This window comes from Pseudoalteromonas sp. MelDa3 (genome assembly GCF_002863625.1).
GTDB classification, from domain to species: Bacteria; Pseudomonadota; Gammaproteobacteria; order Enterobacterales; family Alteromonadaceae; genus Pseudoalteromonas; species Pseudoalteromonas arctica.
In genome coordinates this window covers 1-13,408 of the sequence record NZ_PJBR01000116.1, presented here as the reverse complement: position 1 = coordinate 13,408, position 13,408 = coordinate 1, and the positions used below count along the sequence as shown (strand labels likewise).

Genomic DNA, 13,408 nt, shown 5'->3' with positions numbered 1-13,408 from the left:
TATCTCGCGCTTTACGTAACAGCCATCTTGTTAATGAAGAAACACGTAAGCGTGTTTTCGATATAGCTAAAAAGCTTAATTATAAAGTTGATAAAAATGCCAGCAACTTGCGTACACAACAAAGCAGCACACTTGCATTACTTCTTTTCGAAGACCCTACTTCTGATGAATCACAAATTAATCCTTTCTTTTTAGCCATGCTTGGCAGCATTACCCGTGCTTGCGCTAAAGAAGGTTACGATTTATTAGTATCATTTCAATCGGCCAGTGCTGATTGGCAAGCAGACTATGAAGATAGCCACAGAGCCGATGGTATTATTTTACTCGGTTATGGCGATTACATTGATTACCAACCAAAATTTAACACCTTACTTGAACAAAACACTAAGTTTGTTTGTTGGGGGGCAACGGTTGATAATCGCCCAGATTTAACTGTTTGTTGTGATAACTACGGTGGCGGTAAGCTCGCCGCTGAGCACTTTATTGCTCACAGTAGAACTGATTGCGCTTTTATTGGGGATGCATCTGATCATAGCCCTGAATTCTTTAGTCGCTTTCAGGGCTTTAAAGATGAGCTACTGGCTAACAACGTTAAAATAAACGAGCGAAAAATGGCTAATGCTATATCTACCGAAGAATCTGGGTATCACGCCACTCGTTCGCTTATCGCTAATAATATTAAATTTAACGCCTTATTTGCTGCAAGCGACTTAATTGCTATTGGGGCTATACGTGCACTTAAAGAAGCAAATATTAACGTGCCAAAAGATGTTGCGGTAGTCGGCTTTGATAACATAGCCATTGCTAGTTATGTAAACCCACCGCTGACGACGATAGAGCAAAACACCACTGTTGCAGGGCAAATGCTCGTAGAGAACTTATTAAAGCTGATACGTGGTGAAGAAGTGCAAAGTACCTTACTCCCACCTGTATTAATTTCTCGAAAAAGTAGCAGTTAAAAATTAAATATCCTAATAAGACTTCAACATAACAAAAAGGCTTCTAAATTTATTTAGAAGCCTTTTTTAATAACTACAGCATGTTTTATATTAGTCTTTAAGCGATTCGGCAACCACCGGATAATAGTCCCAAACTTGTTTATCACTGAGTGAGCGTACAAGCTTAATGTATTCTGCATGTGTCCAAGCTAGAGGTGTTGCTGAGTTTGTGCCCTCGCCTAACGCATAACCTGCTTTATTTACGCCAACGCCATCCCATACTTGCTCAGGTAGCATCATGCCGCTATTAGCAAACTGCTCTAAGCCTTTTACGTAACTATTTTTAATGTCCGCTTGTTTTGCATCATCTAGCGTATTATTTGCGTTTGCGGCCGCTATTTCATAGTGTCCGCGTTCGCCTGTAAAAAATGGCCAGACACGACCACGTTGGCCTGGCGTGTTGATCCCGCTTTCGGCGTAATTAGTACCTGTGGTTTCATCTTCGCCGTAACCGTCGTTGCCATAACGGCGATAGCCTGCAAATGTGCCGCTACCATCGGTAAAGTTAAAGCTGTATTTAACTTGTAAGTTATCTTCAAGCGTTTCGTCGTCATACTCAGGCAGGGTTTTAACTATACTTGAATCGTTGGCACTTCTTACTCCATAGCGGACTAATTCTAAAAAACCACCGTCTAAAATCTGCTTTTTGTTAAAACCTTCACGGCCATTGTTGGCGTTAATTTTAGTATTAGAGTTAGCGTCGGTGTCTTGACCTATACGAATAAAATACTCGCCATCGGTGCTATCACCTTTTAAATTACCTTCGGTGGTAAACATTTGCGATTCTATATCACTGTTGTACTTTTTAGCCGTTGCTAAATAACGATCTGCATTTTGAGTATCACCACTGAGTGTTGCTATGTCACTGGCTGTTATAAGGCCAGCAACAACGGCAGCCGTTGTAGAGGGAGAATAACCACTTTGCTCTTCCCAGCGCTCTTGCTGTGTAGCAGGTGGAGTGATTTGCATGTCGTTCCATAAAATTTTAGCTCTTCCGCCATCAACTAAAAAGTCAGCTGCCGGTTTTAGCATGCGTGCGTACCAATCTTTAAGTTCGTCATCACTTAGTACGTTTGCTTGATGTAACTTCCACGCAAGCATAATTGGCATAGCCGTTTGATCTAGCTGTACCCCTACCCATTCAAGTTCACCATCAACATGTGTTTTTTGTAAAAACCATCCTGTATCACCATTGTTACCCGGGGTTTTGCTAGTAACTTGTACTTTTTCAAGGTATTCGAAGGCCGTTTTTGCAGTCGCTGTATCGCCTAAGGCCATAAATGCCATAGCTACTTGATAAAAATCACGAACCCATACTGCTTTGTAACCAGTCGAACCCTCTTTGGCTGAAACAGTTTCACCCCAAGGATTAGAAAGTGAGGCAATGAGCGCACCCGCATTAGTTTTGTCTTCTTGCGCTTTTAGTACCATTGCACTGGTGTAAAGCAATTTACCGTCATCGGCTGTTTGCTTAACCATTGTATTTAATGGTTCAAGGCTTTGTAAATAATCTTCCCAACCTAGCGCTTCACCTTTACCGTTGTAGGCATCAAGCACATTTTGATAACCTTTAGATAAGCTCTGTGCACCTTGTTGCTGGCTTTGCTGCTGCGTTTTACCAAAGCTTAGTGCTAAATCAAATGTGGTATTACTATCGATATTACCAAGCTCTGCCAGCAGAGTGACATTACCGGCCTTATCGCCGGTGTTTGAATATTTTTTGCTTAGTGTGTGTTGTTTTTTAAGTGAGGTGATGCCATCGCTCACACCTGTAAAGCCTACACTTTGCATTTTGAATGGCGTAGATGATTGCAACGTTAAAAAATTATCATCTTCCCATGCTACTAAGCCTTGCTCAGTGGTTTTTGCAAAATCACCTAAGCCGTTGTTGTTTATATAAGGATTAACAGCAACATACGCTTTCACGCCTTTAAGTGATGTATTAAAAATACTGCGTACAAACAATGTTTGTCCGTCAGGGTCGGTGAATATGTGTTTTTCGAGGGTAAAACGCCCTTTCTTATCTGTACTTGTTACTTTGTAAGCAAGCGATAGTGGTCTGCCTTTATCGTCTTTATGTAAGTAATCAATTGTAACGTCTAAGTCGTCAGCTTCAGTGACTGTAAAATCTTTACCGGTTACTACAAACTGCATATCTTTAATTTGAGCTTGGTGAATGAGTCCAAACATAGTTTCGGTGATCATACCTTTGGCAATTGAAAACCATACTTTTGATACTTCACCTGTCGCAGCGTTGTTATTATATTGGCCGTTTTGGTATTGCTCAAAAGAAGTACCAATTCCGGTTTTACCCGCGTAAGCCCAATATGGTTCAGCACCTGGTGCGCCAGGAGCTGCTGAAACTGTAGCGTCAATATTTTCGTTATTCGTATTTTGTGCACCACAGGCTGTTAAACCCAAAGTTAAAAGAGCGGTGGTAATAAGGTTATATTTTTTCATTGTGTGACCCTTAGTTTGAATTTTTAACGCGCATTACAGCAATCGCAGCAACAACGAATGATGCAGCACCAATTAATAATGCGTAAATAGGCTGGTTAGAAAATACGTGGCGTAAAATAAGCCCTAAAATACTAGCGGCAAGCAATTGCGGTATAACAATAAAGAAGTTAAAAATACCCATATACACGCCCATTTTATTACTCGGTAGTGCATTACTTAACATTGCATAAGGAAGCGATAAAATAGAAGCCCATGCAAAACCAACGCCTATCATTGGAATAAGAAGCATTTTTGGGTCTGTTATAAACATAAAGCTCGCAAGGCCCAATGCACCTAGTAGTAAGTTAAAGCAATGTGCGCCTTTTAAGCCCATCTTTTTAACTAAGAATGGAATACACATAGCGGCAATAGCCGCAAAGCCATTGTAAGCTGCAAATAAAATACCGACCCAATCAGCCCCATCGTTAAAGGCTTTACTTGTTGCATCACTGCTGCCGTAATGAAAGCTTGTTACTGCGGCTGTGGTGTATATCCACATAGCAAACAACGTAAACCAGCTAAAAAACTGCACCCAAGCAAGCTGCTTCATTGCCTCTGGCATGGTAAATACATCTTGTACTACTTGGTAAAAACCGCCTTGTATTTTGTTAGTACTTTTAAGCGCTGCTGCAATCCACTGCACAATACCAAACGCTAATAAACCACCAGCTAATAGGTATAATTCTTTTTCAAGCGATAAGCCCATTACTAATGCAAGGGTTGCTAAACCCAACACTACAAAAATAATGGCGCCTTTATTAAAGTTAATATCAACCAGTTTGCTTGTAGTAGGTTGAGCGCTTTGCTTTTCAAAAGCAGCTAATTGCTCAGGGCTATATTCTTTGGTTCGCATAACTGTCCAAAGAACTGCGACTAGCAATACGACTCCACCCCAATAAAATGAATATTTAACAGATTCAGGAATTTGCCCTAGCGCAGCGGTATTACTTACATCAAACCAATTGGTCATCATCCATGGTAGCGCTGAGGCTAATACCGCACCAATACCAATAAAAAAGCTTTGTAACCCGTAACCTGTAGCGCGTTGTTTTTCTGGCAGGTTATCGCCTACAAGTGCTCTAAAAGGTTCCATAGTGACATTGATTGAGGCATCCATAATCCATAACATACCTGCAGCAATCCAAAGGGTTGGTGAATGCGGCATGATAAAGAGTGAGATAGTAGTAAGTACCGCCCCTATGAAAAAGAATGGACGACGACGACCAAAACGCCCCCATGTTTTATCACTCCAATAACCAATTATTGGTTGCACTATTAAGCCCGTTAGCGGTGCTGCAACCCATAAAATAGGAATATCATCCACTTGTGCGCCTAGGGTTTGAAAAATACGGCTCACATTGCCGTTTTGTAGTGCAAAACCAAATTGAATACCTAAAAAGCCAAAGCACATATTCCATATTTGCCAAAAACTTAGATTTGGTTTGTTGCTGTCATAATTATTATTTTGATTATTCATGATTAGCCTTATTAGTTAAAACTGCGCTACTAAATGCATCTAGCGAAAGCATAAGCTTTGTAACTTCTTTGTCAGTGATGATCTTTACCGTGTTTTGTTCAAGTAAGTCGTGTAGCGGTTTATTTCGCTCAAAGGTATTTGCTTGCTCTGGTGTTAAATTAATTAATACCGTTTGTGGCTCCTCACTAAAATTACTAAAAACATAAACAGATTGCTGTCCCAGCGAGCGTACAAAACCAACAACGCGTTCGCTATTGCTAAGTGAAAGCTCTGACATGGTTCCACCTACAACAGCGGGCAAACTATTGAGAGCCATTATTGATTTATAATAATCACGAAGTGATGCTTGCTCGCTCGATAAGTTAGCGCCGTCGAATTTGCCGTTGTTCATCCATGCTTGATGCGCTGGTACACCAATATAGTCAAAAATACTGGTGCGAGTAGATGTGCCAAAACCTGCGTTTTCAGATCCGTCCTCACCCACATCTTGGGCAAAATATAATAAAGTAGGTGCGCGACTCATTAAGTTAGAAACGACCATTGCTGGTTTACCCCAGCGTGCATCACCTGCAAAATCAGTGCTCGCAATGCGTTGTTCGTCGTGATTTTCTAAAAAGTGCAGCATGTGCGCTTCAATATCAGCCACTTGGCTTTGGGCTGCAAAAATAGTATTAGCAGCTTGCTTACCCTGCATAATGGCTTTTAATGTGTCGTAAAAGCCGACTTTGTCATACAAGTAATCCATTTTTCCTTGCTGAATATACGCTCTGTACATTTGTGGGTTGTAAACTTCAGCCAATAAAAACGCATCGGGCTTTTGCATTTTTATTGATGAATTTAAAAAGCTCCAAAATTCAACCGGCACCATTTCGGCCATATCGTACCTAAAGCCATCTACGCCTTTATCAAGCCAGTACAAAGTGATGTCTCTAAATTTATACCAACTATTAGGAAGCTCTTTATTTTGCCAAAACGCATAATGAGCGCGATAATCTTGGTTTTCTAACTCTTTAGGTAATACAGGAAAGTCATAGCTACCATCAGGCTTAACGCCATAATTCACTCTTACGGTTTCGTACCAATCGTTAATATCTGGCTTGGGTGCACGCGCACCATTACCCGTCCATTTTGCTGGCGTTTCATCAAAAAAACCGTCAGCTAAAGGGTGAGTATTACCCCCTAAAACTGTATAGCTTTGTGATGTTGGAACCTGAAAAGACTGACCCGGGACATAATAAAAGTTATTATTTTTATCGTACTCTTTGCTGGTGTCGTCTTGTTCACCAAAGTCTTTTATTCCTTTGGGTTTTGCTACTGATTTATAATTACGAGCCACATGGTTAGGTACAATATCTATAACCACTTTCATGCCATGCTCATGAGTACGCTCAATCAGATCACTAAACTCACCCATTCTATTGGTCACATTTATAGCTAAATCTGGGTTTACGTCGTAGTAATCTTTTATTGCATAAGGTGAACCTGCACGGCCTTTAACTACATCAGGGTCGTCTTGCGTAATCCCATACTCGGTATAATCGCCCACTAGCGCATGATGTAAAACACCGGTATACCAAACATGGGTCGTACCCAATTCTTTAATACCTTTAAGTGCAGCATCGTTAAAGTCGGCAAATTTACCTACGCCATTTTGCTCTTTTGTACCCCAGGGCACATTCGCGGTCTGTGTGTTACCAAATAAGCGTGTAAATACTTGGTATACAACAGGCTTTGTTAACTCATTTTGCGCCTGTTTAGGCGCTTGCTGTTGTTCGGTTTCATTATTGTCTGAGCACGCACTTGTTATAAGTGCGCTGCACAGTAATGCAGGTACATAAACTGATTTTTTCATTGTGTGTCTTTTTGTCAGTAGTGTTATAGCTTTATACTAAAGATATCTGCAGCAAGCATACAGTTGCTGCATACGTATTCACTTAAACATTCACGGCGTATTAATCACTAATACCGTAGCAGTCATTGGCTCTAAGTTAATACTGTTAGTTAGTTTAAAAGTGTGTTGTGTGAATAATGCCTGCGCATTGGCATTTTTTGGTATAACTTCTTGCATGTAATCAAGATTATGCTTTTGTGTTACTTTGTTTTTATTCATAAAAACTAATACTGTTTGCGTATCACTAACGCGAGCATAACTATAAACACCATTGTTCGGACTGAAATGAACGAGCTTACCCTTTGCAAGCGCCGGGCTTTGCTTTCTAAAGTTAAGTAGCGTGCTTATAGTTTCGTGCATATCGCGCTGATTTTTACTTAACCCGACTCCAGTAAACGCATTAGCGTTTTGATTTTTGAACCCACCTGGAAAATCAATGCGTATATCACCATGATCTTTACTCGGCGTATTATCCAATAATATTTCGGTTCCATAATATATTTGAGCAATGCCGCGCGTTGTTAAAAACAAAGTCATCGCCATTTTAGTTTTAGCTAAGTCTTGCCCAAGCTCCGTATATACACGGCTCATATCGTGGTTATCAGCAAACACCATAATGTTATTGGTGTCTGGGTATAAAAAATCGTTAGCTAATGACTGATATACTTTAACCCAGCCTGTGCTCCAACCCTCGTCTTCATTTAAAGCTCGAATTACCGCCTCTTGCAACGAAAAGTCCATCACACTGGGTAAGCTTGACACATACCCATCTTGATTTACTTTACCGCGCTGCCAATACGACGCTATTGCAGGGTTTGAAGTCCACTCTTCGCCAACAATATTAAAGTGTGGGTATTCATCCATAATGGCCTTGGTCCAATCACTTAAAAATGCTTTGTCTGAGTAAGAGTAAGTATCAACTCGAATACCGCTTAAATCTGCGTATTCAATCCACCAAATTGCATTTTGAATTAAATACTCATTTAATAATGGTTGGCGCTGGTTTAAATCGGGCATGCTAGCGACAAACCAACCATCGCTAAACTGGCGTTTATCGTAGTTACTTGCGTGTGGATCTTGAATTGTTTGGCGCGCATGGCTTGTGGCATTTTTACCATTTTCAAACTGCCCATTAAAGTTAATCCAATCTTGAGTTGGTTTATCCTTCATCCACGGGTGCTCAGCACCAAAGTGATTAAGCACCATATCCATAACAAGCCCAATGCCCTGCTCTTTAGCCTTTATTGATAACGTTTTGTATAAATTATTTGATCCCATTCGCGGATCAACGTTGTAAAAGTCTGTAATCGCGTAACCATGATAAGAGTAATCTGGCATGTTGTTTTCAAGCACTGGAGTAAGCCAAAGCTGTGTTACACCTAAATTATTTAAATACGGTAATGCGTTAATAACACCTTGAATATCCCCTCCATGTCGCCCGCCTTTAAAGCTTGTATTTTCACTCTCTAGCATACCTCTAACTGTATCGTTTTTTTCATCACCATTTACAAAGCGATCTGGGTTAATTAAATATAAAGCATCTGCATTTGTGAAACCTTGACGTTGCGCGCTGTGTTTATCTCGGGTAAGTAAAGGAAATTCAAAGCTATGTACTGGATCGCTACTCTTAAATTGAAGCGTTCCCGCTTTAGCGTTATCGCTAATATTTAAATGTAGAAAAGCATAATTAGGGTTGTCAGTGCGTGTTACGTTATTAAGTTCAACCCCTTTATACTGATCTAATTTAAATTCTTCGTTAGCTATATTTTGCTCATGCACTAGAACTGTAATGTTATTTTTATTCATGCCTACCCACCAATTGGCAGGCTCTACATTAAGTGCATAACTAAAGCTTGGTAAGCTACATACGCTTACTAGTAAAAGTGTGTTTAAAAATCGCATTGTTATACCTTTTTAATGCTGGCTAAAAAATTCTGGTGAGTTGGTAACTGCGTTACAGTTGAGCTGATCAACGTTTTTAAAGTAGAGAATAAATCGCTCAGTTGATCATCACTTAGTGAATCAACAATACTGTTATAGTCATCAGAGATAAGCCCTTGCCCTATCATGACTTGCTGCCAAGCAACTTCGGCGAATAGTTCATCATCTTCACGTATTACTTTGCCTGTGTGTTTAAATAAATTCAGTTTATGGGTAAGGGAATTTGGTATATCCATTTGCATGCATTGACGCCAAAACGGTGAGTCTTCTCGCTCGGTGAGTTTATAATGCAAAATAATAAAATCACGTATGTGCTCTAATTCAATAACGCTTTGTTTATTAAACTCCGTTACTAACGCATCGCTAATACCGTTGTGTGGAAATAGCTTAATTAAACGCGTAACCGCAGTTTGAATTAAATGAATACTGGTTGACTCTAGCGGCTCTAAAAAACCACTTGAGAGGCCAACCGACACCACATTTTTATGCCATTGCTTTAAACGCCGACCTGTTTTGAATTTTATAATACGGGGCTCTGTAATTGGCTCAGCGGGTAAGCTTTTTAGCAGTAACTGCTTAGCATCATCATCTGACAAGTATCTACTGCAATAAACAAGGCCATTACCAATACGATTTTGCAGTGGTATTTGCCATTGCCAACCAGCACTATGTGCAATAGATCGCGTATAGGGCTTAAGCTCATGAGTACTTTTTGTTTGTACGGCTACTGCACTATCGCATGGTAAGTAATGAGACCAATCAATAAACCCTGTATTTAGTGTTTGTTCAATTAATAGTGCACGCAGCCCGGTGCAATCTATAAATAAATCCCCACTAATTTGACTGTCGTTATCCAGTGCTAGGCTTTTAACATTGCCTGTATCGCATTGTTCAACATGGCTTATTTTTGCATCTATGTGTTTAACACCGCGCGATATAGCCAACTTTTTTAAGTATTCAGCGTAAAGCGTCGCATCAAAATGATATGCGTAACTCAGCCCAGGTAGTTGGGTATTAGGAATTGTATTGAGGGGTGCAAATTTATGCTGTTTAGCCGCTTGGTAATTGAGTGAAAAATCCCATAAGTCGTCTTCGCAACCCGTAATTTGACCTTTTACCCAAAAGTTATAAAAATCGCAAAAGGGAAAATCTTTACCTAACGAGCCAAACGCATGCATGTAGCTATGCCCTGGCGTTTTCCAGTTTTCGAACTCTATACCTAATTTTATTGAAGCATTAGTGGCATTAATAAAATCTTGCTCGTTTATACCCAGCGCGTTATTAAGTTGAATAATGGGCGGTATCGTTGCTTCACCCACTCCTACCGTACCAATAGCTGATGATTCTATTAGTGTGATATTAATTACTTTACCTAACACTTTATTAAGCAGTGCTGCTGTTATCCACCCTGCGGTACCACCGCCTGCAATTACGACATGTTTTATTGGTTTCATATTATTGCCCACGCTTTAATACAGCGCTCAATAAACTTAATTAAGCGAATTGGTATTAATCAGTGTTTGATAAACTAGCTATAAAAAAGCCCTTGTAAAACAAATCACAAGGGCTTCTACACACAACTTTTATTATAGCTTGTAACTAAAGCCTAACAAGTAAGTACGACCGTAATCTTGGTAGTCACGTACTTGTAGAGCATTATCGCCAGAAAGTGACGTAAACGGTTCTTCAGTTAAGTTTTGTACTTGAAACTGAACAGATAAACCTTCAAGGCTTTCAATACCGGCCTCAGAGAAGTCATAACCTGCTTGAACATCCCAAATAGTTTCACCTAAAATATCAACTTGTTCAGTGTTAAAACCTAAACCATATACATCACCTTTAAAGGCACTGCGTTTGCGCATACTGGTACGTAATTGCATACCATGCATTTCGTAGTAAACTGTTAAGCTTTGAATTTTATCCGAAAGACCTGGTAGCTCGTAATCGTTACCGTTTTGATCTTCAATATCAGACTCAATACCAGTATGGCTGGCAATTAAACCAAAACCTTCAAGAGATGGATGAAATATTTTAAATGGTAACGCTAGTGAAAGCTCGTAACCATATAAATCGCCACCGCCGCCATTTATTTTACCGCTGCCTGTACCTGATGCTGTTGCAGGAACTTCACCTGTTGAAGGGTCAGCTACGCCTGACATATCAATTGCATACGTGCCGTCAAAAATCCACTGAGTTAAATCTTTATAGAAAAACGCAGCAGAGAAGTAACCTTCATCGCTAAAGTAATTCTCGTAAGTAAAATCGTAGCCGGTTGCTTCTTTAGGTTCTAAATTTGGGTTACCACCCGATACAGACCAATAGTTGCCATTTTCATCAGGTGTTTGATTATATGAAGCATTAACTGATGAATTCATTTCATCTAAGCGTGCACGAGAAATTGTTTTAGCAGCACCAAAACGTATCGTTTGTTGCTCATCAATCGCAAGTGACAAGTTTAAGCTAGGTAATACGTGCGAGTAATCATGACTTATGTTTGTAGGTGATGTAACAACCACACCATCAACAGTACTAAATGCATTACCTTGTGATGATTGATCAGTTTGTACATAACGCACGCCCACGTTACCCGTTAATGCAAGGCCGCTTACTTCAGCATTAATATTAGCTTGAACAAATGCAGAAGTAATTTCTTCTTTTACAGTCCACGATTTAGTCGCATGACTTGTATTTGTTAAGCTCTCTGCCAGTAAGTCGTAATAACCGTCGTTAACTAAGCCATTTACGTCATAAGCAATCATATCGCCCATGCCTATAAAGCCTAAATCAACACTTCCGTTACGGTACTGTTCTGGCACATTAAGCATGCCTGGGTTATCAAGCGAAAAGCTAGATAACGTCATAAAGTAACCTTCTGAATCTTTTGTTTTCTCACGTTCTTTGTAAGACATACCAAATTCAATAGAGCTTATGTACTCGTTTTCTAATACCTTTGAAGCCGCTATTTTTAATGTTGACAGCTCATCTTCAATGGTCGGTGCATTAATAAAACCATCTTGCGCTTGGTTTTCATACTCAGTACCAGTTAAACCATATTTATCGTTAAGTGCAGAGCTTGCACCCCACGATAGCGGGCCACCTAACTGTATTAAACCATAATCGCTATAATCTAAGTCATGAGTAAAACTTGCGCCGGTATTTCCACCATTAAATGTATAACCTAAGTTATCTGCAACACCGCGAGCATCACCACGCCCTGTACCTGAGTAGCTCTCAACACTCCAGATTTTACGGTCTACTTGTGAATAACTTGCATCAAACTCTACTGACCACGAATCGTCAATATCATATTTAGTATTAAAACCAAAAGCTGTAAGTTCCGCTTCGCGTTCTTCATAATCGTTTCGAACTACTACACGTTGGCCTTGTGTTACTGCACTTGTTATAAAGCCAGATGCTTCATCAACTACAACACTATTTGCATCAATACTACCTTGACCCCATGCAAATGGAACTTCAATACCGCGTAGAATTTTTTCATCTGTAAAATCTACATATAACGCATCAAACGTCATGTTTAATTTGTCTGTAGGGGCGGCTTCAAGTACTAGCATTGCCGAATCACGCTCAAGGGTTGATGAACGTACAAATGGTTTAGCGCCGCCTAGAATTGAATAATCGTTACCATTTTCGGTGAATTCTGGGTAGCCCCATGAGTTCCAACGTTTTTCTTGATTTGGTGAACTCATTGTATTTAAAGCAAAGGCAACACCAATTGTATCGTCAGCAAACTGATCGATGTATGAGATAGTGCCTCGATAGCCGTCATCATTACCGTCTGGATTTAATTTACCAAAGCTGGTTTGCTCATACTGCCCATTTACTTGCACAACACGCTCGCCTTTACTTAAAGGGCGCACGGTTTGCATATTAATAACACCGGCAATGCCTTCAGCATCTATACTTGCATTTGGCGTTTTATAAACAGTTACACCGCTCATTATTTCTGATGGGTAAAGGTCAAACTCTACACCACGGTTATCACCAATCGATACTTGTTCACGACCATTAAACGTAGTACCACTTTCATTCTCGCCAAAACCACGGATAGAGACACGACTTGCTCGGCCATCTAAGCGCTGAGCTGTTAAGCCTGGTAAACGTGCAATTGATTCAGCAATTGAAGAGTCTGGCAGCTTACCTATATCTTCTGCAGAAATAGATTCTACAACCTGTGTAGAAAAACGTTTTGTGTTGATTGATTCTACAACACTGCCACGAAAGCCTTTAACTTCGATAACTTCTACATCATCTTTTTTTATTGTATCTTCTTGAGCAGCCTGTGTAGCAAAGCTTGATAAGCCTGCAGCTGTTAATGCTAAAGTTAATATACTTGGTTTGAACATAGACATAATGTTTTCCCGTTACCCATATTGTGATACCCGCGTTCAATGTTTAAGTGATAGTTAAACAAGGCGAGCTAATTTTGTTGTCAGGATGAATATTAACGCCAGATTTATTTTATTAACAACTTTATGCATACGTATTCAACAATTTCAATGTAGCCTAACATTAACATACATTACACACATATAATTTTAACCATATGATTTTATTAAAAATAAACAAAGCAAAAAACACTGA

At 39.8% G+C, this 13,408-nt stretch carries 7 protein-coding genes; 1 reads left to right on the top strand and 6 read right to left on the bottom strand.

What is annotated here, in order from left to right; all coding sequences use genetic code 11:
• Nucleotides 1-959: LacI family DNA-binding transcriptional regulator (locus tag CXF89_RS17015; protein ID WP_145990833.1), on the top strand; the 959-nt coding region annotated here is incomplete at its 5' end.
• Between the two features lie 90 nt (nt 960-1,049).
• On the opposite strand, the gene CXF89_RS17010 is transcribed toward CXF89_RS17015, so the two are convergent.
• The 6 genes from CXF89_RS17010 to CXF89_RS16985 form a co-directional block, all read right to left on the bottom strand.
• Nucleotides 1,050-3,458, bottom strand: a complete 2,409-nt coding sequence (locus tag CXF89_RS17010) for a glucan 1,4-alpha-glucosidase (RefSeq protein ID WP_121955279.1) — start codon at nt 3,456-3,458, stop codon at nt 1,050-1,052.
• Nucleotides 3,459-3,468: 10 nt separating this feature from the next.
• Complete coding sequence (locus tag CXF89_RS17005; protein WP_121955278.1) at nt 3,469-4,974, bottom strand: MFS transporter; 1,506 nt, start codon at nt 4,972-4,974, stop codon at nt 3,469-3,471.
• Complete coding sequence (locus tag CXF89_RS17000) at nt 4,967-6,826, bottom strand: alpha-amylase family glycosyl hydrolase (RefSeq protein ID WP_121955277.1); 1,860 nt, start codon at nt 6,824-6,826, stop codon at nt 4,967-4,969. Before CXF89_RS17000 ends, CXF89_RS17005 begins: the two co-directional genes overlap by 8 nt.
• A gap of 90 nt (nt 6,827-6,916) precedes the next feature.
• Nucleotides 6,917-8,767: a glycoside hydrolase family 13 protein gene (locus tag CXF89_RS16995; RefSeq protein WP_121955276.1), complete on the bottom strand. Its 1,851-nt coding sequence runs from the start codon at nt 8,765-8,767 to the stop codon at nt 6,917-6,919.
• Nucleotides 8,768-8,769: 2 nt separating this feature from the next.
• Nucleotides 8,770-10,260, bottom strand: coding sequence for a tryptophan halogenase family protein (locus CXF89_RS16990; protein WP_121955275.1), 1,491 nt, complete (start codon nt 10,258-10,260; stop codon nt 8,770-8,772).
• Between the two features lie 132 nt (nt 10,261-10,392).
• Nucleotides 10,393-13,176 (bottom strand): TonB-dependent receptor, encoded by a 2,784-nt coding sequence (locus CXF89_RS16985; RefSeq protein WP_121955274.1) that lies wholly within the window; start codon nt 13,174-13,176, stop codon nt 10,393-10,395.
• Between the last annotated feature and the right edge of the window lie 232 nt (nt 13,177-13,408).

Excerpts from the sequence above, each read along its gene's own strand:
- CXF89_RS16995 (WP_121955276.1), bottom strand. The coding sequence starts at position 8,767 with ATGCGATTTTTAAACACACTTTTACTAGTAAGCGTATGTAGCTTACCA.
- CXF89_RS16990 (WP_121955275.1), bottom strand. The coding sequence starts at position 10,260 with ATGAAACCAATAAAACATGTCGTAATTGCAGGCGGTGGTACCGCAGGG.
- CXF89_RS17010 (WP_121955279.1), bottom strand. The coding sequence starts at position 3,458 with ATGAAAAAATATAACCTTATTACCACCGCTCTTTTAACTTTGGGTTTA.
- CXF89_RS16985 (WP_121955274.1), bottom strand. The coding sequence starts at position 13,176 with ATGTCTATGTTCAAACCAAGTATATTAACTTTAGCATTAACAGCTGCA.
- CXF89_RS17005 (WP_121955278.1), bottom strand. The coding sequence starts at position 4,974 with ATGAATAATCAAAATAATAATTATGACAGCAACAAACCAAATCTAAGT.
- CXF89_RS17000 (WP_121955277.1), bottom strand. The coding sequence starts at position 6,826 with ATGAAAAAATCAGTTTATGTACCTGCATTACTGTGCAGCGCACTTATA.